This is a genomic window from Parajatrophihabitans canadensis, assembly GCF_053764775.1.
This window is the reverse complement of the sequence record NZ_CM132445.1, coordinates 3,866,278-3,891,661: the sequence shown is the minus strand read 5'-3', so window position 1 is coordinate 3,891,661 and position 25,384 is coordinate 3,866,278. Positions and strand designations below refer to the sequence as shown.

General features: G+C 64.5%; 21 protein-coding genes. 13 read left to right on the top strand and 8 right to left on the bottom strand.

Annotated elements, in window-relative coordinates; all coding sequences use genetic code 11:
• The first annotated feature begins 165 nt into the window (after window positions 1–165).
• From ACSMXN_RS18710 to ACSMXN_RS18675, 8 genes are all read left to right on the top strand, one after another.
• Window positions 166–1,785 (top strand): ABC transporter ATP-binding protein, encoded by a 1,620-nt coding sequence (locus ACSMXN_RS18710; RefSeq protein WP_022913831.1) that lies wholly within the window; start codon window positions 166–168, stop codon window positions 1,783–1,785.
• Window positions 1,782–4,274, top strand: a complete 2,493-nt coding sequence (locus ACSMXN_RS18705; RefSeq protein ID WP_051148914.1) for an ABC transporter permease subunit — start codon at window positions 1,782–1,784, stop codon at window positions 4,272–4,274. Before ACSMXN_RS18710 ends, ACSMXN_RS18705 begins: the two co-directional genes overlap by 4 nt.
• Before the next feature lie 74 nt (window positions 4,275–4,348).
• Complete coding sequence (locus tag ACSMXN_RS18700) at window positions 4,349–4,786, top strand: cytidine deaminase (RefSeq protein WP_022913830.1); 438 nt, start codon at window positions 4,349–4,351, stop codon at window positions 4,784–4,786.
• Window positions 4,787–4,844: 58 nt separating this feature from the next.
• Entirely contained in the window at window positions 4,845–6,158 is a 1,314-nt protein-coding gene (locus ACSMXN_RS18695; protein WP_022913829.1) for a thymidine phosphorylase, read from the top strand.
• 1 nt (window position 6,159) lies between these two features.
• Complete coding sequence (locus ACSMXN_RS18690) at window positions 6,160–6,816, top strand: acVLRF1 family peptidyl-tRNA hydrolase (protein ID WP_022913828.1); 657 nt, start codon at window positions 6,160–6,162, stop codon at window positions 6,814–6,816.
• Window positions 6,817–6,872: 56 nt separating this feature from the next.
• Window positions 6,873–7,997, top strand: a complete 1,125-nt coding sequence (locus tag ACSMXN_RS18685) for an adenosine deaminase (RefSeq protein ID WP_022913827.1) — start codon at window positions 6,873–6,875, stop codon at window positions 7,995–7,997.
• 51 nt (window positions 7,998–8,048) lie between these two features.
• Window positions 8,049–8,447 carry a hypothetical protein gene (locus ACSMXN_RS18680; protein ID WP_022913826.1) on the top strand — a complete coding sequence of 133 codons (399 nt, stop codon included), beginning with the start codon at window positions 8,049–8,051 and terminating at the stop codon, window positions 8,445–8,447.
• 65 nt (window positions 8,448–8,512) lie between these two features.
• Window positions 8,513–9,397: a heavy metal-binding domain-containing protein gene (locus ACSMXN_RS18675; protein WP_022913825.1), complete on the top strand. Its 885-nt coding sequence runs from the start codon at window positions 8,513–8,515 to the stop codon at window positions 9,395–9,397.
• Here the strand turns inward: ACSMXN_RS18675 and ACSMXN_RS18670 are convergent.
• The 5 genes from ACSMXN_RS18670 to deoC are packed head-to-tail and all read right to left on the bottom strand — an operon-like array spanning window position 9,390 to window position 14,771.
• Window positions 9,390–10,835 carry an amidase family protein gene (locus ACSMXN_RS18670; protein ID WP_022913824.1) on the bottom strand — a complete coding sequence of 482 codons (1,446 nt, stop codon included), beginning with the start codon at window positions 10,833–10,835 and terminating at the stop codon, window positions 9,390–9,392. The genes ACSMXN_RS18675 and ACSMXN_RS18670 overlap by 8 nt on opposite strands.
• The gene (locus tag ACSMXN_RS18665; RefSeq protein WP_022913823.1) at window positions 10,832–11,434 is read right to left on the bottom strand and encodes a hypothetical protein; all 603 of its coding nucleotides are present in this window, start codon (window positions 11,432–11,434) and stop codon (window positions 10,832–10,834) included. Before ACSMXN_RS18665 ends, ACSMXN_RS18670 begins: the two co-directional genes overlap by 4 nt.
• A 16-nt stretch (window positions 11,435–11,450) precedes the next feature.
• Window positions 11,451–12,314, bottom strand: a complete 864-nt coding sequence (locus ACSMXN_RS18660; protein WP_022913822.1) for an aldehyde dehydrogenase family protein — start codon at window positions 12,312–12,314, stop codon at window positions 11,451–11,453.
• 34 nt (window positions 12,315–12,348) lie between these two features.
• Window positions 12,349–13,788, bottom strand: a complete 1,440-nt coding sequence (locus ACSMXN_RS18655; protein WP_027139561.1) for an aldehyde dehydrogenase family protein — start codon at window positions 13,786–13,788, stop codon at window positions 12,349–12,351.
• Window positions 13,789–13,835: 47 nt separating this feature from the next.
• Window positions 13,836–14,771 carry a deoxyribose-phosphate aldolase gene (gene deoC, locus ACSMXN_RS18650; protein WP_027139560.1) on the bottom strand — a complete coding sequence of 312 codons (936 nt, stop codon included), beginning with the start codon at window positions 14,769–14,771 and terminating at the stop codon, window positions 13,836–13,838.
• A gap of 249 nt (window positions 14,772–15,020) precedes the next feature.
• Between deoC and upp the strand changes: the two genes are divergently transcribed.
• Window positions 15,021–15,644, top strand: a complete 624-nt coding sequence (gene upp, locus ACSMXN_RS18645; protein ID WP_022913819.1) for a uracil phosphoribosyltransferase — start codon at window positions 15,021–15,023, stop codon at window positions 15,642–15,644.
• Between the two features lie 272 nt (window positions 15,645–15,916).
• Complete coding sequence (locus ACSMXN_RS18640; protein ID WP_022913818.1) at window positions 15,917–16,768, top strand: hypothetical protein; 852 nt, start codon at window positions 15,917–15,919, stop codon at window positions 16,766–16,768.
• A gap of 92 nt (window positions 16,769–16,860) precedes the next feature.
• Here the strand turns inward: ACSMXN_RS18640 and ACSMXN_RS18635 are convergent, their stop codons facing one another.
• Genes ACSMXN_RS18635 through ACSMXN_RS18625 form a run of 3 tightly spaced genes read right to left on the bottom strand, consistent with a single transcriptional unit; the run spans window position 16,861 to window position 20,155 of the window.
• Window positions 16,861–18,522: a phospho-sugar mutase gene (locus ACSMXN_RS18635; RefSeq protein WP_022913817.1), complete on the bottom strand. Its 1,662-nt coding sequence runs from the start codon at window positions 18,520–18,522 to the stop codon at window positions 16,861–16,863.
• The gene (locus ACSMXN_RS18630) at window positions 18,522–19,364 is read right to left on the bottom strand and encodes an NAD-dependent epimerase/dehydratase family protein (protein WP_022913816.1); all 843 of its coding nucleotides are present in this window, start codon (window positions 19,362–19,364) and stop codon (window positions 18,522–18,524) included. Before ACSMXN_RS18630 ends, ACSMXN_RS18635 begins: the two co-directional genes overlap by 1 nt.
• Window positions 19,361–20,155: a purine-nucleoside phosphorylase gene (locus ACSMXN_RS18625; protein WP_051148923.1), complete on the bottom strand. Its 795-nt coding sequence runs from the start codon at window positions 20,153–20,155 to the stop codon at window positions 19,361–19,363. Before ACSMXN_RS18625 ends, ACSMXN_RS18630 begins: the two co-directional genes overlap by 4 nt.
• Window positions 20,156–20,289: 134 nt before the next feature.
• Between ACSMXN_RS18625 and ACSMXN_RS18620 the strand changes: the two genes are divergently transcribed.
• The 3 genes from ACSMXN_RS18620 to meaB are packed head-to-tail and all read left to right on the top strand — an operon-like array spanning window position 20,290 to window position 25,381.
• Window positions 20,290–22,194: a methylmalonyl-CoA mutase subunit beta gene (locus ACSMXN_RS18620; protein ID WP_022913814.1), complete on the top strand. Its 1,905-nt coding sequence runs from the start codon at window positions 20,290–20,292 to the stop codon at window positions 22,192–22,194.
• Entirely contained in the window at window positions 22,194–24,359 is a 2,166-nt protein-coding gene (gene scpA / locus ACSMXN_RS18615; RefSeq protein WP_022913813.1) for a methylmalonyl-CoA mutase, read from the top strand. The genes ACSMXN_RS18620 and scpA overlap by 1 nt, the downstream gene beginning before the upstream one ends.
• On the top strand, window positions 24,356–25,381 hold the full coding sequence (meaB, locus tag ACSMXN_RS18610; protein WP_022913812.1) for a methylmalonyl Co-A mutase-associated GTPase MeaB: 1,026 nt from the start codon (window positions 24,356–24,358) through the stop codon (window positions 25,379–25,381). The genes scpA and meaB overlap by 4 nt, the downstream gene beginning before the upstream one ends.
• Window positions 25,382–25,384 lie beyond the last annotated feature (3 nt).

Sequence of the window (25,384 nt, the reverse complement as noted above, 5' to 3'; positions counted from 1 at the left end):
ACTCGGCGGCGTTCACGACGCGGGCTCGCCGACGCAGGCTCGGTTACTCGGGCTCGACAACGCGGGCTCGCCGACGTGAAGAGGCTCGAAAACGCTTGAGAAGCACGGTAGGGCGCAGCAGGCACCGCGACGCGAGCGAACATCAGCGAGGGAGAAGACGAGAACATGAGACTCGAGCTTCAAGGGATCACGAAGCGCTTCGGTTCCCTGATCGCCAATGATTCGATCGATCTGACCGTGGAGCCGGGGGAGATCCACGCCCTGCTGGGCGAGAACGGCGCGGGCAAGTCAACGTTGATGAACGTGCTCTACGGGATGTACCAACCCGATGACGGTGCCATCGTGATCGACGGGGAGAAGCGCACGTTCGCCGGTCCGGGAGATGCCCTCGCCGCTGGGATCGGGATGGTTCATCAGCACTTCATGCTGGTTCCGGTGTTTACCGTTGCTGAGAACGTCATGCTCGGCCATGAGTGGACGAGCGGCCCACTCGGCCGGCTGGACCGAAAAACCGCCCGAGCCCGAGTAACCGAGTTGTCAGAGCGCTATGGACTTTCCGTCGATCCGGACACGCTGGTCGGCGATCTCCCGGTCGGGGTTCAACAGCGGGTCGAGATTCTCAAAGCGTTGTTGGGCGATGCCAGTGTGCTGATCCTCGACGAGCCGACGGCCGTCCTCACGCCGCAAGAGATCGACGACTTGATCCGGGTCATGAACGAGCTCCGGTCGGCCGGAAAATCCATCGTTTTCATCACCCACAAACTCCGCGAGGTCAAGGCGATCGCCGATCGCATCACGATCATCAGACGTGGCAAGGTTGTCGGCGAGGCATCGCCTGGTTCGACCGAGGCAGAATTGGCCAGCCTGATGGTGGGCAGATCGGTCAGCCTCACAGTCGACAAAGGCCCGTCGCGCCCTGGTGATCCCGCCTTGACCCTCACAAATGTGACGATCGCCGATGATCGCGGTCACACGACCGTCGAAGGTCTTGACCTCACGGTGCATGCCGGTGAAATCGTCGCGCTGGCCGGTGTGCAGGGCAACGGTCAAGAAGAATTGGTCGAAGCTCTGCTCGGCCTGCGGCTGCCGATCTCCGGATCCATCGAGCTGCTGGGTGAGGACATCGTCGGTAAGGGCGTGGATGACATCCTTGGCTCTGGAGTCGGTTTTGTCCCTGAGGATCGGCAGCACGACGGACTGGTGGGTCAATTCACCGTTGCGGAAAACCTGGTGCTCGATCTCTACAACAACGAACCGTTCTCCCGCGGGCCGTCACTGAACCTTCGCAGGATCAGTGAGAACGCCAGACAGCGCGTCGAGGAGTTCGACATCAGGACCCCGAGCATTGAAACGCCCGGTGACAACCTCTCCGGCGGAAATCAGCAGAAACTGGTGATCGCCAGAGAGATGTCACGACCGCTCAAGGTCTTCGTGGCCTCCCAGCCCACTCGCGGTGTCGACGTGGGCGCGCAGGAATTCATCCATCAACGCATCGTCGCCGAGCGTGACCGGGGGACCGCGGTGGTAATCGTCTCAACCGAGCTGGACGAGATCCTCAATCTCGCGGACCGCATAGTGGTGCTCTATCGCGGCAAGATCATTGGGGAGTTGCCGGCTGGTGCGTCCCGCGATGAGGTCGGATTGATGATGGCTGGGGTACCGGCTGAGCAAGCGGCTGTCGAGGCTGAGGAGAACCCGACGCTGCTGGCGGGCGTCGATGCTGAGAGCGATCCCATACCCGATGCGGCCTCCGATGACGGCGGCACGAGCGGAGAGCTGCGATGACGGCAGTAGCGACGCCCGTCAGGCAGGAAACGGCGCCTGCTCCGGAACAGCCAAAGGCTAAGTGGACGGACAGCCTGCTTCTGACCGCCTTGTCGATCCTGCTCGCGCTGCTGCTTGGCGGTTTGCTGATCGTCTTCTCCGACGACCAGGTTCGTACCGATCTCGGTTACTTCTTCCAGTCTCCTGGCGACTTTTTCAGCGACGCCTGGTTCACCCTGCGAGACGCCTATATCGCCCTGTTCGAAGGCGCCATCTTCGATCCGAGCCATGCCTCCACGTTGACGCAAGCGCTGACCCCGATCATGGGATCGATCTACACGGCAACGCCGCTGATACTCGGCGGCCTAGGCGTTGCCATTGCCTTTCGCGCCGGCCTGTTCAACATCGGTGGTGAGGGCCAAGTCATCGTCGGAGCGTTCTGCTCAGGCTATGTCGGGTTCGCAGTGTCCCTGCCACCGGTCATTCACCTGATCCTGGCGATTGCAGCCGGCATCGCCGGCGGAGCGTTCTGGGGCTTCATCGCTGGTTTCCTCAAGGCTCGTGCCGGCGCCCATGAGGTCATCACGACCATCATGCTGAACTACATCGCCAGGTTCGGCCTGCTGTACTTGCTGGCGCGACCGTCGATCGTGGCGCCAAACAATCCCCAAGCGAGCAAGCCCATTCACGGCAGCGCGCGACTGCCCCACCTCTTCGGCTCTGATCTGCGGGTCGACCTCGGTATCTTGCTGGCACTCGCAGCCGCCGCGGCCCTGTCGTGGACCCTGGTGCGTAGCACGATCGGCTTTCAGATGCGGGCGGTCGGCGCCAACCCCGCGGCATCGCGGACGGCCGGTATGAGCGTCGGTGGCATCACGATGCTGGCGATGGCAATCGGCGGTGGGCTCGCGGGCTTGGCCGGTACGACCCTGTCGCTTGGTGGCGCGACCTCGTACGCCGTGACCCCGAACATCTCCTCGAACATCGGTTTCGACGCCATCACGGTCGCACTGCTCGGTCGCAACCGGCCGTGGGGTGTGGTGGCAGCGGGGCTCCTTTTCGGTGCATTGCGTCAGGGCGGCGCCCAGATGCAGGCGACACCGGGTGTCGCCGCCCCGATCGACATCATCACCGTCATCCAAGCCCTCATCGTCATCTTCATCGCAGCGCCGAAACTTGTCCAGGCCGTGTTCCGCCTGAAGCGATTGGGCCGTTCGACTCTTCATACGGCTACGACTAACCTCGCGGTGGTCGTTGACACGGCCCGGGTTCCGCGGGTAGCACGCAACGTCATGTCTGGCTCGATCATGATCGTGCTGGGCGTGTTGTCGTTGTGGCTGCTCGGGTTTTCCGATCGCGTGTCCGGTAAGGCGCTGTTCCAATTCTCCCTGCCGGGTGCGAAATACGATCTGGGCTCATGGGGTCCGACCGCACAGCCGGTCGTGATCGTGCTCAGCGTGCTCGTCATTCTTGCTGGCATAGCGCGCCTGACCCAGGTCGTCGCGGCGAAATGGTGTTCAGTCGTGGCCATTGTCGGGTTGGTGGTTGCCGTCATCTTCTGGTCGGTGGCCGGCTCACCAGACGGTCTCAACGTCGTTTCACTTTTGCAGGGTTCGGTATTCCTTGCCGTCCCGCTCACCCTTGGCGCCCTGGCTGGCGTGATCGGCGAGCGTTCGGGCGTCGTTAACGTGGCGATCGAGGGCCAACTGCTGCTTGGCGCTTTTGTCACCGCGGTGGTAGCTACGGTAGCGAGCAGCATCTGGCTCGGCGTGCTGGGCGGCATGATTGCCGGCCTGGCCTTGGGCGCGGTGCTGGCAGTGTTGGCCATCCGCTATCTGGTCGATCAGGTCATCATCGGTGTGGTGTTGAACGTCCTTGCCCTAGGTTTGACCAGCTTCCTGTTCAACAAGCTGCTCTCGCCGCACGCAAGTGAGTTCAACGAGCCCGGCTATTTCAAGATCTACAAGATTCCGATACTCGGCGATATTCCGGTCATCGGGTCGGTGCTGTTTTCCGGCACGATCTTTCTATACGCGACCTACCTGCTTGTGATCGGTGTCAGTTTCGGTTTGTTCCACACCCGGTGGGGATTGCGCGTGCGATCGGTCGGGGAACATCCGAGGGCGGCCGACACTGTCGGGATCAACGTTCGTCGCACGCGCTACCGGGCGGTCCTGCTGGCCGGCTTGATCGCCGGCCTTGGGGGCGCGTATCTCGTGATCGGCAGTGGAGCACCAGGCACCTTCGGGTTGAACATGTCCAACGGCAAGGGGTTCATCGCGCTTGCGGCGGTCATCTTCGGCCGGTGGAGTCCCAAGGGAGCCGTCCTCGCCGCTCTGCTGTTCGGGTTTGCCGATCAGCTGCAGACGCTGCTCGCCCAAGCGGGCGCACCCATCGATCCAAGCCTGTTGTTGATGCTGCCCTACCTGGCCACCCTGCTCGCCGTCGCCGGCTTCGTCGGCCGCGTGCAGCCACCGGCCGCCGACGGCCAGCCTTATTCAGGTGGCTAGCTTCGGCCGAGGGTTGGACCTCGCGGACCTCAACGACTCCCGGCACAGACGAAATCAAAGCGAGGTAGTTAGATATGCCTGATGCGGACGAAGAGAAGTCGACCGGCCGGGTGCCCGCCAATAGTCCGGCAATCGATTGGGATGCGATACGAGCCCAGGCCCGCGCGATGATGCATCGTGCGTACGCGCCGTACTCGAATTATCCGGTCGGCGCGGCCGCACTGGTAACTGACGGCCGGATCGTCTCGGGTTGCAATGTTGAAAACGCCTCGTACGGCCTTACGCTGTGCGCCGAGTGCGGGTTGGTATCCGACCTGCATGCGACTGGCGGCGGCCAGCTCGTTGCTTTCGCCTGCGTGGACAAGCACGAACAGGTCTTGATGCCGTGTGGGCGATGCCGGCAACTGCTGTGGGAACAGGCCGCGCCGGGAATGGTGGTCGATACCGCCGACGGCCCGGTAACCATCGCCGAACTGTTGCCCCGCGCGTTCGGGCGGGACGATCTGCTGTGATCGACTGCCGACTCGAGCGCGATCTACGCTGCGACACCCACCCAGGAGAGGCGCGCGCATGACCGAGCCGTTCGATGCCGTCAGCGTCATCAGCACCAAGCGAGACCACGGCCGGATCCCCGACGAGCAGATCGACTGGGTCATCGACGCCTACACCAGAGGCGCAGTAGCCGAGGAGCAGATGGCGGCCTTGGCCATGGCCATTCTGCTCAACGGTATGGAACCGAGCGAGCTCGCGCGCTGGACCAACGCCATGATCGCTTCCGGAGAGCGGCTGGACCTGTCAGCGGTCACCAAACCAACCACCGACAAGCATTCGACCGGCGGGGTCGGGGACAAGATCACTTTGCCGTTGGCGCCGCTGGTTGCGGCACTCGGAGCGGCGGTACCGCAGCTGTCCGGCAGAGGTCTCGGGCATACCGGAGGCACGCTCGACAAGCTCGAGTCGATTCCGGGCTGGCGCGCCAACATCTCCAACGCCGACTTCATTCGGCAGCTCAACGATGTAGGCGCCGTCGTCTGTGCTGCCGGCGACGGGTTGGCGCCAGCCGACAAGAAGCTTTACGCCTTGCGCGACGTAACCGGCACCGTAGAGGCAATCCCGCTGATCGCGAGCTCGATCATGAGCAAGAAGATCGCGGAGGGTTCATCCGCTCTCGTGCTCGACGTGAAGGTCGGTACCGGAGCGTTCATGAAGACCGAGCAGCAGGCACGGACGCTAGCCGAGACCATGGTCGCGCTGGGCTCGGCGGCGGGCACTCACACCGTTGCGTTGCTGACCGATATGAACACTCCGCTCGGTTTGACCGCAGGCAACGCCTTGGAGGTCAGAGAATCCGTCGAGGTGTTGGCCGGCGGTGGCCCCGCGGATGTCATCGAGCTGACCGTCGCACTCGCGGTCGAGATGCTCGCCGGAGCGGGGATCACCGGCGTCGACCCAGCAGAGGCATTGCGCGATGGCCGCGCGATGGACAGTTGGCGCCGGATGATCGCGGCCCAGGGCGGCGACCCTGACGCAGACCTGCCGCAGGCGGCCCACCGCCACACCGTCGTAGCACCCGCCTCGGGCACGCTCACTCGGCTGGATGCCTACGCCGTCGGAATCGCTGCGTGGCGGCTTGGCGCTGGTCGGGCACGCAAGGAGGACCCGGTGTCGGCCGGAGCGGGCGTGGTCATGATGGCGAAACCGGGCGACGTCGTCACTCAGGGTCAGCCACTCATGGAGCTACACACTGACGATGAGGACCGTTTCGGCCGGGCGATGCAGGCGCTAGACGGCGGCTATGACATCGAATCAGACATCGCTAGCTCTGCCAGCTCGGGTGGCACCTTCACCCGAGCTCCCCTGGTAATAGATCGCATCACCAGTTGACATGACTGCCGCCAGCAGCGAGATTCCCGCCCAAGCGCGGCGGGTCACTATCGCGGCGGGGCGGGTTTCGAAGTGGATCGAAAACTTCGCTGACCGGCACGGCGCCATCGCCACCGCGGTAGGCGATACCCAGGTGGTGCTGACAGCTTCGGACGGTTCCCGAGCGTGGCTTGAGATTCCCTTTCCGCCGCTGGATCTCTCTGGCGGCCGTCCACTCACCACCTTGGCCGTGCACGCCAACCGCCCAAGGCGCATCGGGGTCTTGCTGGTTCGTCGGGGAGGGTTCGCTGCAGGTGTCTTCGTTGGCCGTGACCTCGTCGCGTCCAAGGTCGGCACGGCGTACGTGCAGGGCACGACGAAGGCTGGGGGTTGGTCTCAGCAGCGCTATGCCCGTCGCCGGACAAATCAGGCCAGAGCCGCCTTCGGCGAGGCTGCAGATGTTGCGGTGCGCATCCTGCTGCCCGAGGCAGCCAGCTTGCAGGCGCTCGTTCTGGGCGGTGACCGTCCCGCCTGTGAGGCGACGTTGGCCGATCCTCGGCTTGCACCCTTGCTCGACCTACCGCGCGGCCCGTGGCTGGCAGTGCCCGATCCGCGGTTGAAGGTCCTGCAGGCAACGCCCGATCAATTCCTTACGGTGCAGATCGCGATCCACCCCTGAGTGAACACCTCCGCGACGATCAAGACATCGATGCGTCGAGTCGCTACCGTGTGGGCATGTCCGTCCAAGCAACGATCGCTGCTCCCGTCACCCCTCAGACCATCCTCGGCGCACCGAAGGTCCTGCTGCATGAACATCTGGACGGTGGCTTGCGCCCACAGACGATCATCGAACTGGCCGAACGAATTGGCTACGACAAGTTGCCCGCCACTGATCCAGTGCAACTCGCCGAATGGTTCTTCGACGCCGCCAATTCCGGATCGCTCGTGCGCTATCTGGAGACGTTCGCCCACACGGTCGCGGTCATGCAGACCCCGTACGGGTTGCGGCGGGTGGCCAGCGAGAGCGTCCAGGACCTGGCCGAGGACGGCGTCGTGTACGCCGAGATCAGGTGGGCTCCAGAGCAGCACGTCGACGAAGGCCTCACGCTGGATCAAGTCGTCGACGCGGTGCTGGCAGGTTTCGAAGACGGCGTGGCCGCCGCGGCGGCGAAGGGTCAGACGATCAGGGTCGGCGCGTTGGCGACGGCGATGCGGCATGCCGCTCGGTCACGCGAGATAGCCGAGCTTGCCGTCGCCTACCGCGACCGGGGCGTCGTCGGCTTCGACATCGCCGGCGCCGAAGCGGGCTTTCCGCCGTCCCGTCATCTGGACGCCTTCGAGTATCTGCGGCGGGAGAACTTTCATTTCACGATCCATGCCGGCGAGGCTTTCGGGTTGCCGTCGATCTGGGAGGCGATTCAATGGTGTGGAACGGACCGACTCGGCCATGGCGTGCGAATCATCGACGATATCGAGACCTCTGGACCGACCCTGGAGGATCAGGTCGCCTCAGCAAAGCTGGGCCGCCTCGCCCAGTACGTCCGTGACAAGCGCATTCCGTTGGAGCTGTGCCCGTCGTCCAACATCCAGACCGGGGCGGCACCATCTATTGCTGCGCATCCGATCGGCTTGCTGCGCCGACTGCACTTTCGGGTCACGGTCAACACCGACAACCGGTTGATGAGCAACACCTCGATGACGAAGGAGATGGTGTTGTTGAACGAGGCCTTCGGCTATGGCTGGTCAGATCTGCAGTGGCTGACAGTGAACGCAATGAAAAGCGCGTTCATCGGTTTCGACGACCGGCTGAAGATCATCAACTCTCAGATCAAGCCCGGCTACGCGGCCCTAGTGGGCTGAATTCCGCCGAGCGCGCCCAGGACGATGCGCGCGTGAGGCTACGCTCGTCATATGGAGTTGCAGGCTCTCGCGGCCGCGGTCTCACAGCAGGCCGCTGACCTCAATGTCTATGCCGGTTTTCTGTTTTCCGCGCTCGACGGTGCATTGCCGGCTGAGTATCTGAAGGTTGAACGACGGTCGTCCATGGTCGGTCGGCTTCGGGGACGCGAGCCCGAGGTGGTTGCGGTCTCGGTCCGGCTCGGCGAGAACCTCTTCTCGTTGCGTCGAGACTCTGTCGGAGCAGCTACCGAGTCCACGATTGCGCACGAAGTCAATGGCATCGTCCTGTCCCGACAGGCAGTTCCGCTACCGCAGTGGTCACAAGCTCTCGCGGTCGCGCTCGAAAAGGTGGCACGCGAACATGCCGGCACGGCGGCCGCATTGCAGAGACTCACCTCGTTCACTGTTTGACGACCTAGATTCGTATGTGACGGCTCCGGATCGGTGCCGGCAGAACCATAGTCAGTGGAGGAAGCATGACCACCCCAACAGGCGCCACCGGGCCAGCAGCAGAAACTGCCGGCGGGGCGCCGCGCCAGCAGGTCGACCTTACCCAGTACGGCATTCCGGCCGATGCAGCTCGTCGGATCTATGAAAACTCCGACGGCACTCCCGGCGCAGTCTTCACCTCTGACCTCTCGGTGAACGAGTTCCTGCTGGTGCGCGAAGCGGGGTTCCGTCCGCTTGGCCTGGTGATGGGTTCCTCGATCTACCACATCGGTGCGCAATTCTCGTCCTTCAACCAAAGCATGGAACTCGGTGTGCTCACCCAGGCGATGTATCACGCGCGTGAGTTGGCAATGGGTCGCATGCGGGCGGAGGCGTTTGCGCTTGGTGCAGACGGCATCGTAGGGGTGCGGCTCAAAGTTCTCGGTGTGCAATTCGGTGAGCACATCGCGGAATTCACCGCTATCGGTACCGCCGTCAAAGCTGAGCAGGACAATCAGGCGCGTGGCGGCTGGCGTGATTCCAGTGGCGGCCCGTTCACCTCAGACCTGTCCGGACAGGATTTCTGGACCCTCATCGAGGCCGGTTACGCCCCGCTCGGCATGGTTATGGGCACCTGCGTTTATCACATGGCGCAACAAGGCATGCGGCAGATGTGGCGCAACATGGGCCAGAATGCCGAGATTCCCCAATACACACAAGGTATCTACGACGCCCGCGAACTGGCGATGGGGCGGATGCAGGCAGAGGCGCGTGGGCATGGCGCCGAGGGAATCGTCGGTGTGCAACTGACAGAGCAGAACCATATCTGGGGCTATCACACCACGGAGTTCTTTGCGATCGGCACCGCGGTGCGGCCTCTGCACGAGGAGCACCAGATCACCCCTCCAGCGATGATCGTCCCGCTCAACTGACCAGTGGGTCGATGCGTGCCGGAAGCAACGCCTCCAGGCTGCCGGCGAAGCTGAGCACCATCGAATCCTGCCCGGGACGACCGAATACGGTGATACCGATGGGTAGACCGTTGAGGTAACCGCCGGGCAAGCTCAGTGACGGCGCTCCGGTGACCGCTGCCGGTGACGACGTCGGCAGGTGGTCGTCCTCGGCCTGGCCGTAAGCGATTGGCCAGGCAGGAGGGTTTGTCAGGGTGATCGCGAGATCCGCGCCGCTGAGAATCCCCTCGAGTGCCGCGGCTGCTTCGGCATCGGCCCTGCCGCGCGCCGTTCGGTACTGGTCGGAGTCCAATGCTGGAGCCGCCGCGGCCAGAGCAAAGATCTCGTCGGAGAACGGCGAGAGTTCGAGGCCATCTGCCCGGTTGAATGCCAGCAACTCTGCCCACGTTCGCGGGTGGTTGCCAGGCCGGTGCGCGAGGTAGGCGGGCAACTCGACGGCGAACTCGGCCACCAGCGCCTCGAATTCTGCACTGTGGAATGGTCCCGCTGGAGCGACCGGAGAGGCGTCGATCAGCCGGCAGCCAGCCGCTTCGAGGAGACCCGCCGCAGTCTCGAGAATCTCGCTCAGCCTGCTGCTGATAGCAGCGTCAGGGATTTCGGGCCGCCACACCGACACGGTCAGCCCGCGAAGGTCGATCCGCTGGTCATCAGTCAACGGCCTGCCTACAGAGCGGCTAGCGGTATCGCCGCACAGCACCGAATAGAGAGCCGCGGCGTCGGCGACGGTCCGGGTTATCGGTCCGGCAACGTCCTGTCTCGACGAGATCGGCACGATCTGGGAGCCGGGAACGCGCCCGCGGGTCGGCTTGAACCCGACGACTCCGCAGCAGCCGGCCGGCGACACGATCGAACCGTCGGTCTCGGTGCCAACGGTGAGCGGCGCCAGCCCGAGCGCGGCCGCCACCGCCGATCCGGACGATGATCCGGAGGTGTTTCGCTCGACGTCGTATGGATTTCTGGTCTGGCCGCCCACGGCGCTCCATCCACTCGTGGACGCTGTCGACCGGAAGTTCGCCCATTCCGAGAGGTTCGTCGAGCCGAGCACGACAAGGCCCGCGTTGCGAAGCCGCTGCACCACGGGTGCGTCGGAAATTGGGGCGGAGCGCAGCAGCGCACGAGAACCAGCGGTGCCAGGCAGCCCAACGGCCTCGATGTTGTCCTTGATCAGAACGCAGACACCGTCCAGCGGTCCGAGTGAACGGCCTGCTGCACGACGCCGGTCGCTGGCTCTGGCCGCGGCAACAGCACCGCCTTCGTCCACCGCAATGACGGCGTTGTAGTCGGGATTGAGTCGGGCAATTCGTTCAAGACAGTCAGAGGTCAGCTGTGCCGCGCTCGAGGTTCCAGAATCGAGCGATTCGCGCACCTCCGAAGCGGTACGCAGCCCCGGAGAACTCACTGCTCAGCGGCGTCCGTATCGAGTGGCTGCGCACTAGAACCTTCCCACCGTAGCCAGCTTTCGATCCGGTTCAGGGCTCGTTCCCAACTGTCTGCAATGACATCGCCGAGCCGAGACCACTCCGCGGCGCCTTCCTTGCCGTGATAGGTGGTCTCGCCCTCGACGAGCAAGGCATATTCCCTCGTGTTGTTCAGCAGCGAACGCAAGGCGCCGTCCTCGCAGCTCTCCGCGATCCGGGTGGCGATATCTACCGTGTCACCGAGTTCGGAGACGATCACCGGATCAGCTTCGGCGGCTGCCCATTCGTAAACGGCATCGAAGTCATAGCGGGCTTCGTCGGCCGGCTCGAGCGCGTCGATGCCCTTCGCGGCGAAGGCACTCCAAGCGGGGTGATCTGACAGATCGTGATCGGGATTTGCCGCCAGCCAGCTGTTGAGCTCGTCTGCATCGCCCAGCAGCACGATCTTGGCGCCGTCACCGAGAAAGCCCTGCCATTCTTCGCCCTCGCTGTCCTGCCAGGGCGGCGCGTACAACGTCACGCCCTGGCGCCCATTGGCAGTCAGGCTGATGGCAACAATCGGTTCGCTGAAGCTCGGCATGCGGCAAACTTACCGCCTACACCCCGGTCGGATGCCAGACGGTCTTGGTCTCGATGAACGCTCCGAGACGAGACATCCCCGGGTCTGCGGCCAAGTCCAGTGGGCCGGGCGCGAAGACGCGTTTCACGTTGTCGGCGGCAGCGACAGCCAATGGTGTACGGGCGGAGGGCTCGATCCCGGTCAGGTCGAGCCCGTTTATGTCGCGATGGCTGGCCAGCCATGGCGCGAGCTCGGCGGCCGAGCCGGTCAGCAGGTTGATCACGCCACCCGGAAGATCGGAGGTCGCCAGTGCTTCGGACAACGACACCGCAGGCAGCGGTCGCTCTGACGAGGCGATCACGACAACGGTGTTGCCCATTGCGATCGCTGGTGCGACGACGGAGGAGAAACCAAGTAGGGACGATTCCTGCGGCGCGATGATGCCCACGACTCCGGTGGCTTCCGGCAAAGAGAAGTTGAAGTAGGGCCCGGCCACCGGGTTCGCTCCGCCCACGATCTGGGCGTATTTGTCCGTCCAGCCGGCGTACCAAACCCAGCGATCGACAGCAGCGTCGACTTGCTCGGCGGCAGCAGCGCTCGAGGTTCCCTCTGCCGCGATCACTTCTGCGATGAACTGTTCGCGGCGGCCCTCGAGCATTTCCGCGACCCGATACAGCACCTGGCCCCGGTTGTAGGCGGTCGCACCAGACCATCCTGGAAAGGCCTTCCGGGCCGCCGAAACGGCGTCGCGAAGATCTTTGCGTGAGGCCTGAGCGGCGTGCGCCAGCAGATTGCCGGCCTGATCGGTGACGGGGTAACTGCGCCCTGATTCCGAACGCGGGAAAGCGCCGCCGATGTAGAGCTTGTAGGTCTTGCGAACCTCCAGTCGTGGGGCTGACACTTGCGGTGCCGCTGACGTCGTTTTCGCCTTCGCCTTACTGGGCAAGGTAGGCCTCCAAGCCGTGTCGGCCGCCTTCTCGCCCGAAGCCGGATTCCTTGTAGCCGCCGAACGGCGACGTCGGGTCGAACCGGTTGAAGGTATTCGCCCAGACGACACCTGCTCGCAGCTTGTTCGCCATCCACAGGATTCGGGAGCCCTTTTCCGTCCAGATCCCTGCGCTCAGGCCGTACGGCGTGTTGTTGGCCTTGTCCACAGCCTCTTGCGGGGTACGGAACGTCAGCACTGACAGCACCGGGCCGAAGATCTCTTCTCGCGCAATGCGGTTCGCCTGGCTGACACCCGTGAAGATGGTCGGCGGGAACCAGAAGCCCTTTTCCGGCAAGGGGCAAACGGGCGACCAGCGGACCGCCCCCTCAGCGTCTCCGGAGTCCGCCAGCGCCCGAACGCGGGCCAGCTGTGCAGCAGAGTTGATGGCGCCGATATCGGTGTTCTTGTCCATCGGATCGCCGAGGCGCAGGGTCTGCAGCCGCTCCTGTAGAGCAGAAATCACCTCATCGTGAACGGATTCCTGTACGAGCAGGCGGGATCCCGCACAACACACGTGACCCTGGTTGAAGAAGATGCCGTTGACGATGCCCTCGACCGCCTGGTCGATAGGCGCGTCGTCGAACACGATGTTGGCGGCTTTTCCGCCCAGTTCGAGTGACAGCCGTTTGCCCGATGCTGCAACGGATTTCTGGATCTGCTTGCCGACGCCCGTCGAGCCCGTGAACGCGATCTTGTCGACGCCGGGATGGTCGACGAGAGCCTGGCCGACGGACGGGCCGCCGGGCAGGATGTTCACCACGCCCGGTGGCAGGTCGCACTCGGCAATAATCTCGGCGAGCGTTATCGCAGTCAGCGGTGTCGTTTCGGCGGGCTTGAGGACGACGGTATTGCCGGTCGCGAGGGCGGGCGCAATCTTCCAGGCGGCCATCAGGAGTGGAAAGTTCCACGGAATCACTTGCCCCGCGACGCCGATCGGGCGTGGGTTCGGGCCGAAGCCGGCGTACGGGAGTTTGTCGGCCCAGCCTGCGTAGTAGAAGAAGTGGGCTGCCGCGGTCGGAACGTCGACGTCGCGTGATTCCTTGATCGGCTTGCCGTTGTCCAAGGTCTCGAGCACGGCGAGTTCGCGAGCACGCTCCTGAATCGCCCTGGCGATCCGAAACAGGTATTTCGACCGGCCTGATGGCGAGACCTTCGACCAGGTGCCTTCGTACGCTGCGCGCGCGGCCGCCACCGCATCCGCGACGTCCTCGGCATTGGCTTCGGCAATCTCGGCCAGCGGTTCCTCGTTGGCCGGGTTGATCGTCTTGATCGCCTCCCCGCGGCCATCGCGGAACTTGCCGTCCACGAAGATGCCGTAGGACGGCTTCAGGCGCGCTACGTCCCGGGATTCCGGTGCGGGCGCGTACTCGAACGGGCTGGGACTCATGAGCATTCCTTCGTCATCAACGGACAATCCATTCTTCGATCCCGCCGTCAGTCGATGGAGACATAGTCCGGGCCGTCATAGGCGCCGGTCGTCAGTTTGTGCCGTTGCTGCAACAGATCGTTGAGCAAAGTCGATGCGCCGAACCTGAACGCATCAGGCGTGAGCCAGCGGTCGCCGGCAACCTCGTTCACCATGACGAGATAGCGCACGGCCTCTTTGGTGGTGCGGATGCCGCCGGCCAGTTTGACTCCACGAACAGCACCGGTCAGCGCTGCGAAATCGCGTGCTGCCTGCAACATCACCAGTGCGACTGCCGGGGTGGCGGCAGGGGTGATCTTGCCGGTGGAGGTCTTGATGAAGTCGCCGCCGGCGAGCAGAGCCAGCCACGAGGCACGCCGCACGCTGTCAAGGGTGACCAGCTCACCAGTTTCGAGGATGACCTTGAGGTGGGCATGGCGACACGCCTCTTTGACCGCCACGATCTCGTCGAACACCAACAGGTAGTTGCCTGCGAGAAATGCCCCACGGTCGATGACCATGTCGACCTCGGTGGCTCCGGCGTCCACGGCGTCGGCGACGTCGGCCAGTTTGGTTCGCAGCGACGCGCGTCCGGATGGGAATGCCGTCGCCACCGATGCGATCTGGACGCCCGTGCCCTGCAGTGATTGAACCGCGGTGGCCACCATGTCGGGGTAGACGCAGACTGCCGCGACCGCAGGCGTGCTGGGATCGGAAGGATCAGGTCGAACAGCCTTGGCGCACATCGAGCGAACCTTGCCCGCCGTGTCGGAGCCTTCCAGCGTCGTGAGGTCGACCATCCTGATCGCGGTGTCGATCGCCCATGCCTTGGCGGTGGTCTTGATGCTGCGAGTAGCCAGCGCAGCCGCGCGCCCCTCGGCTCCGACCTGGTCGACGCCAGGCAGTCCGTGCAGAAAACGGCTCAGGGATGCGCTGTCTCGGGTCACGTCGGACAGGGTCTCGATTCCGCCGTGACCGCGCGCTGTTGTGAGAGGAACTTTTGAGAGGGGCGCTGTTGAGAGGGGAGGGGGAGCTGAGGTAATACTCACCGAACCAGTCTAGGTGGCCTGAGTGCTTCCCAACAGGCAACATCTGCCCGCCGACGGCTAGGGCCTTGGGCAATTTCAACCGCCCGGTCGAGGCCGACAGGAAACGTCGAGCCGGAAACCTCGAGCGGGGAACGACAGCATTCTGCTGCCGCTAGGCTCTGCGGCGTGCGCACTGTTGTCGTGGAACACCCCATCGTCCGTACCCGGCTGTCCGTCATGCGGGACGAGAGGTCGAGCAACGCAGAGTTTCGCGCTGCATTGCGCGAACTCGCCACCTTGCTGGTCTACGAAGCGACTCGCGACCTCGAGGTCACCGACGTGCCGATCACAACGCCGGTGGGCCCGACACTGGGGGCGACGCTGGCCGACCCACCGCTGCTCGTCCCCGTCCTACGGGCCGGTTTAGGCATGGCCGAGGCAGCATTCAACCTGCTGCCCGAATCTCAGATGGGATTCGTCGGCCTGGCACGGAATGAAGAGACGCACGACCCCGAGGCGTACATGGCCTCACTACCCCCGTCGCTGGTTGGACGATCGGTCCTGGTGCTCGACCCGATGCTGGCGACGGGAGGGTCCCTCCTGCACTGTTGCGAGCTGTTGGCCTCGCGTGGCGCGGCCGAAATTGTTGTCATCTGCGCGCTCGCAGCGCCGGAGGGTATTGCCAGGGTCAACGCTAGTGGCCTGGCTGCGGCGATCTACACGGCGAGCATCGACGAGGGCCTGAACGTCAACGCCTACATAGTGCCCGGCCTCGGCGATGCCGGTGATCGGCAGTTCGGCCCGCGTTAGCGGAGCTTTTCTTGGCTTCGACGCGCAGCTGCGTCGGTCTGGCCAATCGAGGCGCACTGTAGACATTCAGCGTTATCTCAGCGTCGTCCGGGCACAGTCACATCTCGAATTGCGTTAATCGCTTGCCATAGTTGCGCCGGTGACGCAACGTTTTGAGCGCCACGTGCGTCTGAGTAGTAGACAAACGTGCCCAGAGACCGCGTCAGGGGATGCACATGTTCGAGGAGATTCCACGGCCGCGCCGTGGACTCGCCAGATGGAGCGCCCGACGAGTGGTCCTCGGTCCCTTCGTCATCGGTGGCGGCGTCGTTCTGGCGACGCTCAGTGGCTCGGTTGCGGTCGCTGCGGCGACGGTGATCACGGCGTCCACCATTGGTTTGCCCGATCTTGGTCCTAGCCACGGCAGCAGCCACGTCGTCGCGGTGCACACCTCGACCAAGGGCTCGAATGCTCCGGGGGCACCCACCACCGGCACATCAGCCAAGGGCCAGGATCAGTCAGCGTCCGCGGCGGCTCAGGCAAGTTTCGTGGCGTCCCCGCCGTGGTCCTCGTCGGCCGCCGCAAACCTGGCGTACGGCCAGGTGAGTTCCGCCCCGGCGGCCTCGCTACCCACGCCGCATGGCCCGGCGAATACGGGCACCGGTCGCCCCGCGCCAAGTGAGAGTGCCGAGGGCCCGGCGGGTAACGCCATCGTGTTCATCGACGGCTACAACGGCGCCCACGCGACAGTGTCATTCGAATACGCCACTATCAGGCCTGGTGCTGGTCGCGATGGCCAGGACCTCTACCTGGTCGAATCGAAAAGGACGTACTCGGCTGGCCTTGCGCCCGACATCTCGATCGTGTCCGGTAGCACGATCTGCCCACCCGCGGGGTCGTTGTGCACCCCTGCCGAGCTCGTCGCGGCCAGCACGACCGGGTTCTTCGCCGAAGTCGGCATCGACGCCGGCGGCGTCCTCCGTTCGGTCATCGAGCGAGACAACCATGTCGGCTTCGGTTCGCAGTCTCCGCCAAATCCGTCACAGGGCGATACCTCGCAGACCCCGTCGGAGACCAATTCGCCCGCGGCTCTCCCAGCCCCTGCGACTAGTGATACGCGTGTTCCCAGCAGTTCGGACGGCTAGCAGTTCGGACGGCTAGCGGTTCGGACGGCTGGCAAATTCGGACGGCTAGCAGTTCGGAGGGCTGGCAGCCAAGCAGTCGAACCGGTGCATTGCTAGAAGCCCAGCGCGGCAGTGACTTCGGCTGACAACGCGGCCAGCTCGGTCTGCGCGATCGCGTCGGCGTTGCCGTCCGTGGCGATCACGAGTTCGAGGTACGCCTTGCACTTGGGTTCGGTACCCGAGGGCCGCACGACCACCCGGCCATGGTCGAAACGCAAGATCATGACGTCGTTTTCGGGTGCAAGGTCGGTGACCGTGACGGCCCGGCCCAACAAAGACTGCGGCGGGTTCGTCCGGACTCTGGCCATCGCATTGCCGATCAGCGTCACGTCATCGACGCGCCAAGACAATTGGCTGGTGGCGTACAAGCCGTATTCGGCAGCGATCTCTGCCAACCGTTGCGGTAAGGACGAGCCTTCTGACTTCAGTGTCGCCGCGAGCTCAGCAATCAGGAGGGCTGCCGATATACCGTCCTTGTCACGGACCAGATCAGGTGCCACTGCATAGCCCAGCGCTTCTTCATAGCCGTAAACGAGATCTGGCGCCGCGCGGGAGATCCATTTGAATCCGGTCAGCGTTTCGGCGAACCCAAGACCGTGTTTGGCGGCCATGGCTGACAAGAGCGTCGAGGACACGATGGTCGTTGCGTACGTTCCCCGAACATCATGGGAGATAAGCCAATCGGCCAGCAATACACCCACCTCGTCGCCTCGCAACATCCGCCAGCCGCCGGCGAACCGTGCCCCTACAGCACACCGATCGGCGTCAGGATCGTTGGCGATGATGAGATCGGCGTCGGCGTTCTGGGCTAGCGCCAACGCCAGATCCATCGCGCCCGGCTCCTCCGGGTTAGGAAACGCGACCGTAGGAAAGTCCGGATTCGGTTCTGCTTGTTCGGCAACCTCGATGGGACTGCTGAAACCCGCCGCATCGAATACCGCGCGAACCACCGAGCTGCCCACACCGTGCATGGCCGTGTGCACGATGCGAAGGTCACGGGGCGAGTCAGGCTGCACGAGGGCCGCGACCGCGGCGATGTATTCCTGCACGATCGACTCGTCGAAGACCTCGTACTCATCCGACAATGGAACTGTCCGCGCCGATGTAACCGCGCGGATCTGGGCCTCTATATCGCGATCCATCGGCGGCACAATTTGCGCTCCGTCGTCGGCATACACCTTGTACCCATTGTCCTGCGGCGGATTGTGCGACGCAGTGACCATTACCCCGGCAACGGCGCCGACGTGCTGTACCGCAAAGGCAACCAGTGGCGTCGGCAGCAATCGGGGCATCAACTGGGCGTTGAAGCCTGCGGCCGCAAATACTCGCGCGGAATCCTCGGCGAACGCCTTTGACCCATACCGGCCGTCGTAACCGATGACCACGATTCCGGCGCCGTGGCCGGACGCTTCCAGGTATGCAGCCACACCTGCCGCCGCTTTCCGTACCACCGAGCTGTTCATGCCGTTCGGCCCAGCGCGCAGCGGACCTCGCAGGCCTGCGGTCCCGAACGTGAGAGGTCCCGCGAATCGATCTGCCAGCTCAGCGATCGCAGCCGGGTCGCCGGCCGACGCCTTGCTCAGCAGAGTGTCGAGCTCGGCAGCCGATGCGCGGCCCAGTTCATCGTCTGTTTCGTCGGCGATCCACGCCTCGACCCTGGGACGTAGCTCGCCGCCACTGTTCTCGCTGCTGGCGCTCTCGCTGCTGACGCTCATCACGATTTCCCCTCATCACGCCCAGAATGATCACGCCGCTCCGCCACCTGGTCGATGCCGTACGCACTCTGGGTGAATTCGCCGCCGACGAGGGCGTCAACGGCCGACCGATCAGACACCGCGAGCTCGGGACGGACGGCGAAGGCATCGTCCACCGGCTCGTACCCCATCGCCGCACCGGCAGAAAGTGACCACCAGCGGTGCCGGTTGGCCGATACTCCCCAGACCAGGGCGTACGTCAGGTCCTTGGTGCGCAAGCTCGCATCAACCAACCGTGCGCAGTCATCGGGCGACAACCAGGTCGCCAGGGCCCGCGCGTTCGCTGGCAGTTCAGCGCAGGACCCAATTCGCAAACACGCGACCTGGAACCCGTAGCGGTCGACGTAGTAGCGGCCGAGTGCCTCACCGAAGGCCTTGCTGACCCCGTACAACGTGTCCGGACGTGGGGGCGTCGCGGCGTCGAGGTCGTGATCCGGATGCTCGGTGAAACCGACCGCGTGGTTGGACGACGCCACGATGACGCGCCGGATGCCGGCTCTACGGGCCGCTTCGAAAACCTGGAAGGTGCCCTCGATGTTCGCCTGCCGGATAGTGGCCCACGGGGCTTCGCCGGACTGGCCCGCGAGATGGACGATCGCTGAGATCCGCACCGAGGGATCGGACGGATCGGCTGGACAAGGTCGTCCTGCTGGACCGGCCAGCGCAGCATCCAGGGACTCCGGGTCGGTGATGTCGTTGCCCAGATCGCGGTCGAATTCCACGATCTGGTGACCGAGCCCAGGCAGCCGATCCCGCAGCATCGTCCCGATTTTGCCGGCTGAACCGGTGAGCAGAACCTTCACAATGTGGCGAGCAGCTGCCCCAGAAGGCCGCCGGCCCTGGTCGCGGCTGCCTTACCAGCCGCCAAAACCTCCGCATGATCCAGCGGTTCGCCCGTCATACCGGCGGCAAGGTTCGTCACGAGCGAGATACCGAGTACCTCAGATCCTTCCGCGTGCGCAGCGATCGCCTCCAACGCCGTCGACATGCCAACCAGATCGGCACCCATCGTTCGAGCCATCCGCACCTCGGCAGGGGTTTCATACTGCGGTCCGGGGAACTGCGCGTAGACGCCCTCGGCAAGGGACGGGTCGATCTCGAGCATGAGCGCGCGCAGCCGCTTGGAGTAGAGATCTGTCAGATCGATGAAGCGCGGACCTACCAGCGGGGTCGCCCAGGTGAGGTTCAGGTGATCCGAAATGAGGATCGGGTCTCCGACGGACATATCGGACCGCAGGCCACCGCAACCGTTGGTCAAGACGGTGACGGTGCATCCTGCCGCCGCTGCCGTCCGAACGCCGTGCGCGACCGCCTGAGGGTCGTGGGACTCGTAATAGTGCGTACGGCCCAAGAAAGCGAGGACCCGTTTGCCGTTGACCTCGAGCGACCGGATCAAACCAGCGTGGCCTGCGACGGTCGGGGGTCGAAAACCTGGCAACTCGGTATTTGCGAACTCGACAGTGGTCCCACCCTCGGATTGCGCGAGGGCATCGACGGCAGGCACCCAGCCCGAACCGAGAACCAGGGCGACATCGTGCCGGGCCGCTCCCGTCCGGTCCGCAAGCACGGCCGCTGCGGCCCGGGCAGCGTCCATCGGGTCAGTGTTTTCGGCGGCCGCGCTCGAAGTGCTCGTCACAGCGAGCGAGCCTAGCGGGGTGAGGTCGGTAACTGCGAGAGAAAGACCACTTGAGGCCCCCACGCATAGCTATACGCCATACGATCCCGCCCATGACTGTGTCCGGAGAAATCGGCGAAGAGCTGCCCTTGGCAGCCGATTTCGCACCAGCCACCCGTTCGGCCTGGCAGGAACTGGTCAGCGGTGTGCTGACGAAATCGGGCGTGAAGATCCCTGCGAATTTGACCGTCGGCGCAACGCCGGGTCCGGAATCGCTGCTTGCGACCTCCACCTACGACGGCTTCGACCTCACTCCGCTGTACACGGCGGACGATCTGCCTGCTCGGCCTCCGCTTGCCCTGGCGGTGCCGTTCGAAGGGGCAGCGCCGGACGGCGATTCCACGATCGGCTGGGATGTTCGGCAGCGACACCTCGAGGCGGATCCCGTTCGGCTGAACGAGGCCCTGCTCACCGACCTCGAGAACGGCGCGACTTCGGTGTGGCTCGTCCTCGGCCCCGGCGGTATCGCTGTTTCCGATCTTTCGCGAGCGCTGCAAGGCGTGTACCTCGACTTGGCTCCTATCGCCCTACAGGCTGGCGGCCAGACCTCGGAGGCCACTGAGGCGCTGCTCGGGCTTGCTGCCGAGCGCGGTGTCGGGCAGGCAGAGTTGCGCGGCACGGTCGGCGCCGACCCGATTGGCCTGTTCGCCCTTACCGGAACGGAACCGGAGCCGGAACTGGCCGAGCTGATCCGGTTGAGCCAGCTGCTCGCCGATGCGCCGAAGCTGCGAGTTGCTGAGATCGACGCGAGCATCTACCACAACGCTGGCGGCAGCGATTCCGACGAGCTTGCGATCGCAGCTGCCGTCGGCGTGGCCTACCTTCGTGCCTTGACCGCCGGCGGTCTGGACCTGGCCGCAGCGCTGCGCCGGCTGGAGTTTCGGTATGCGGTGACAGCCGATCAGTTCTCCTCGATCGCGAAGCTGCGAGCGGCCCGACTGATCTGGAATCGCATCGCCGAACTCAGTGGTGCAGAGCCTGAGGATCGCGTCCAACTCCAGCACGCGGTGACCTCAGCGGCGATGCTGACCAAGCGCGATCCGTGGGTGAACATGCTGCGCACCACGATCGCGTGTTTCGCCGCGGCGGTCGGTGGCGCCGACGCGATCACCGTCCTGCCGTTCGATTCAGCGATCGGCATCTCGGACGATTTCGCCCGGCGGATCGCCCGAAACACCCAGTCGGTCCTGCACGACGAGGCCAGCCTGGCCCGCGTGATCGACCCGGCGGGCGGTTCGTTCTATGTCGAGTCCCTGACCGAGCGGTTGGCCGAGGTTGCCTGGGAGAAGTTCACGGCCATCGAACGTGCTGGTGGCGCCCTGGCCGCGCTGCGGTCCGGGTTCATCCCGGACCTGCTGGCACGAACGCGGGAACAACGGGATCAGGCCATTGCGCACCGGACCGATGCGATCACCGGGGTTTCGGAATTTGCCTTTGTCGACGAGCCGCCGGTGGCGCGTCCGAGCGCGCCGGTGCAGTCGGGCGCCCTCGTACCGGTCATTCGCTACGCGGCAGGTTTCGAGGAGCTGCGTGATCGTAGCGACGCCCACCTGGCCGCCACCTCGCAACGGCCGCGGGTGTTTCTCGCGGCACTCGGCCCCGTCGCCGCACACAGCGCCCGGCTCGGCTTCGCGTCGAACCTTTTCCCAGCAGGCGGCATCGAGACCGTCGCCGGCACCGGTGAGCTCGCCGACCTGGTGGATCAGTTCCGTGCGTCGGGCTCGTCCGTGGCCTGCCTGTGTTCCTCCGATCGGGTCTACGCCGAACAGGCCGCGCCGACAGCGAAGGCCTTGGCCGGCGCGGGAGCAAAACTGATCTATCTCGCCGGCCAACCAGGTGAGCGCCGACAATCAGATGCAGAAGCGGGTATCACTGACTATGTATTCACCGGTTGCGACGCCCTGGCCGTTCTGGGATCTACGCTGGCAGTGCTCTTGCCGGAACTGGAGGTGAAGTGATGTCCATCCCTGACTTCGGTTCAGCCACGCTGCTCGGCACGCCGAGCGCCGAGAGCACCACCGGGCCGCGACGCAGTCCTGCGTGGGAGACGCCTGAAGGTATCGCCGTGCTGCCGCAGTACGGACCGGCCGACCTTGCCGGTCTGGACTTTCTCAACACCTACCCCGGCATCGCGCCCTATCTGCGCGGTCCGTATCCGACGATGTACGTCAACCAGCCATGGACGATTCGCCAGTACGCCGGGTTCTCAACGGCGACCGAGTCCAACGCGTTCTACCGGCGAAACCTGGCCATGGGGCAGAAGGGGCTGTCGGTCGCATTCGACCTGCCGACGCACCGCGGTTATGACAGCGACAACCCGCGGGTGGTCGGCGATGTCGGGATGGCCGGCGTCGCGATCGATTCGATCTATGACATGCGCGAATTGTTCGCGGGCATCCCGTTGGATCAGATGAGCGTGTCGATGACCATGAACGGTGCCGTATTGCCGGTGCTCGCGCTGTATGTCGTGGCCGGAGAGGAACAGGGTGTCACGACCCAGCAGCTGACCGGGACGATCCAGAACGACATCCTCAAAGAGTTCATGGTCCGTAACACCTACATCTACCCACCCGCGCAGTCCATGCGGATCATCAGCGACATCTTTTCCTTCACCAGCACCGAGATGCCCCGGTTCAACTCGATCTCGATCTCGGGTTACCACATTCAAGAAGCAGGTGCGACGGCCGATCTCGAGCTCGCGTACACGCTGGCCGACGGTGTCGAATACATCCGTGCGGGCCTGGAGGCGGGTCTCGACATCGATGCGTTCGCTCCGAGGCTCTCGTTCTTCTGGGCCATCGGGATGAACTTCTTCATGGAGGTCGCGAAGCTGCGTGCCGCGCGACTGCTGTGGGCGAAACTGGTCAAGCAGTTCGAACCGAAGAGCGACAAATCCCTTTCGCTGCGAACACATTCTCAGACCTCCGGTTGGTCACTGACCGCGCAGGACGTGTTCAACAACGTGATCCGCACCTGCGTGGAGGCCATGGCTGCGACGCAGGGGCACACCCAGTCGCTGCACACCAACGCACTCGATGAGGCATTGGCTCTGCCGACCGACTTCTCGGCCCGAATCGCGCGTAACACCCAGTTGGTACTGCAACAGGAATCGCGGACTACGAAGGTCATCGATCCCTGGGGCGGCTCGGCCTACGTCGAGAAGCTCACCTACGACCTCGCACGCCGGGCCTGGGGGCATATCACCGAGGTCGAGCAGGCAGGCGGTATGGCGCGTGCCATCGGCGAGGGTTTGCCGAAGCTTCGGATCGAAGAGGCCGCAGCTCGTACCCAGGCTCGGATCGACTCCGGGCGCCAGCCGGTCATCGGGGTCAACAAGTATCGGATGCAAACCGAGGACCAGCTCGACGTTCTCAAGATCGACAACGCCGGCGTGCGCGTGCAACAGGCCGAGAAGCTGCGCCGCCTTCGAGCCGAGCGTGACTCCGACGCCACCGAGGCGGCGCTCGAGGCGCTGACGAAGGCGGCCGGGGCGGCGCACGACGGTAGCCGCTCACGCGAGTCCGGCCTCGAGCAGAACCTGCTGAAGTTGGCCATCGACGCCGCCCGGGCCAAAGCCACCGTAGGTGAGATCAGCGACGCGATGGAGAAGGTCTACGGGCGCCACCAGGCCACCATCCGTACTATCTCGGGCGTGTACCGAGAAGAAGCCGGGGCTTCAGAGACCCTGAATGCGGCCCGTCAAGCCACCGACGACTTCGCTGATGCGCACGGTCGTCGTCCCCGGATTCTGGTGGCCAAGATGGGTCAGGACGGACACGACCGCGGCCAGAAAGTCATCTCGACGGCCTTTGCCGACCTCGGCTTCGACGTGGACGTCGGCCCGCTCTTCCAGACTCCGGCTGAGGTGGCTCGCCAGGCTATCGAGGCCGACGTCCACGTGGTCGGGGTCAACTCGCTGGCTGCCGGTCACCTCACGCTCGTTCCGGCGTTGCGCGACGAACTTGTCAAGCAAGGTCGGCCCGACATTCTCATTGTGGTCGGCGGCGTCATCCCCCCGCAGGACTTCGAGGAGCTGCGGGCGGCCGGTGCGACGGCGATCTTCCCGCCCGGAACTGTGATCGCCGAGTCGGCGCTGGAGCTGTTGAAGGTACTGACGGGGTGAGCGAACCCGCTCTGGGTGAGCTGACCGCGGGCGTGATTGCTGCGGACCGGGCCTCGATCGCGCAGGCCATCACCCTGGTGGAGTCGCGTCGAGCAGACCACGGCGAGCGGGCGCAGCAGTTGCTCACCTCGTTGTTGCCCCGTACCGGCAACGCCCGCCGGATCGGTATTTCGGGGGTCCCTGGGGTCGGCAAATCGACGTTCATCGATTCGCTGGGGTCCAACCTCATCGAGGCCGGTCATCGGGTAGCCGTGCTCGCGGTAGATCCGTCCTCGAGCAGGACCGGCGGCAGCATTCTCGGCGACCGGACGCGGATGGCCCGGCTGGCCAATTCCGATCGAGCTTTCGTCCGGCCCTCTCCGAGCGGCGGAACGCTCGGCGGCGTGGCGAAAGCTACCCGCGAGACCATGTTGATCATGGAGGCCGCAGGGTATGACATCGTCCTCATCGAAACCGTCGGCGTCGGCCAGTCCGAATACGTCGTCGCGGGCATGGTCGACAGCTTTCTGTTCCTGACGCTGGCCCGTACCGGCGATCAATTACAGGGTATGAAGCGCGGCATTCTCGAACTTGCCGACGTGATAGCGGTGAACAAGGCGGACGAGGGCCAGCCTGACGGTCTTCAAGGTGATGACGTTGCGGCGCATCAGCACACCAATGAGGCCCAGCGGGCAGCTCGCGAGCTCTCCGGGGCGCTTCGGCTGTTGCGCGGTGCCGAGGGTGACTGGCAGCCACCCGTCCTCACCTGCTCGGGGCTGCTGAATCAGGGGCTGGATCAGGTGTGGAAGCACCTGGAGAAGCACCGGACCTATCTGCTCGAGCATGGCGAGTTCGAGGTCAAGCGCCAACATCAGCTGGTCGATTGGACCCGTGCCATGGTCAGGGATCGACTGCTTTCGGTGCTCGAGACTCCAGCCGGTCGATCACTCATAGCCGAGCAGGAGCGCGCCGTCCTGGCGGGCGAACTAACTCCGGATCAGGCGGCGGGAAACATCGTCGACGGTGTCAGAACCGCCCGGTAGGTT

Coding starts and splice junctions, on each gene's coding strand:
- ACSMXN_RS18680 (WP_022913826.1), top strand. CDS start 8,049: ATGGAGTTGCAGGCTCTCGCGGCCGCGGTCTCACAGCAGGCCGCTGAC.
- ACSMXN_RS18675 (WP_022913825.1), top strand. CDS start 8,513: ATGACCACCCCAACAGGCGCCACCGGGCCAGCAGCAGAAACTGCCGGC.
- ACSMXN_RS18705 (WP_051148914.1), top strand. CDS start 1,782: ATGACGGCAGTAGCGACGCCCGTCAGGCAGGAAACGGCGCCTGCTCCG.
- scpA (WP_022913813.1), top strand. CDS start 22,194: ATGTCCATCCCTGACTTCGGTTCAGCCACGCTGCTCGGCACGCCGAGC.
- ACSMXN_RS18690 (WP_022913828.1), top strand. CDS start 6,160: ATGACTGCCGCCAGCAGCGAGATTCCCGCCCAAGCGCGGCGGGTCACT.
- ACSMXN_RS18685 (WP_022913827.1), top strand. CDS start 6,873: ATGTCCGTCCAAGCAACGATCGCTGCTCCCGTCACCCCTCAGACCATC.
- ACSMXN_RS18635 (WP_022913817.1), bottom strand. CDS start 18,522: ATGAGCGTCAGCAGCGAGAGCGCCAGCAGCGAGAACAGTGGCGGCGAG.
- ACSMXN_RS18695 (WP_022913829.1), top strand. CDS start 4,845: ATGACCGAGCCGTTCGATGCCGTCAGCGTCATCAGCACCAAGCGAGAC.
- ACSMXN_RS18655 (WP_027139561.1), bottom strand. CDS start 13,788: ATGAGTCCCAGCCCGTTCGAGTACGCGCCCGCACCGGAATCCCGGGAC.
- ACSMXN_RS18710 (WP_022913831.1), top strand. CDS start 166: ATGAGACTCGAGCTTCAAGGGATCACGAAGCGCTTCGGTTCCCTGATC.
- ACSMXN_RS18665 (WP_022913823.1), bottom strand. CDS start 11,434: ATGCCGAGCTTCAGCGAACCGATTGTTGCCATCAGCCTGACTGCCAAT.
- ACSMXN_RS18620 (WP_022913814.1), top strand. CDS start 20,290: ATGACTGTGTCCGGAGAAATCGGCGAAGAGCTGCCCTTGGCAGCCGAT.
- ACSMXN_RS18625 (WP_051148923.1), bottom strand. CDS start 20,155: ATGGACGCTGCCCGGGCCGCAGCGGCCGTGCTTGCGGACCGGACGGGA.
- ACSMXN_RS18700 (WP_022913830.1), top strand. CDS start 4,349: ATGCCTGATGCGGACGAAGAGAAGTCGACCGGCCGGGTGCCCGCCAAT.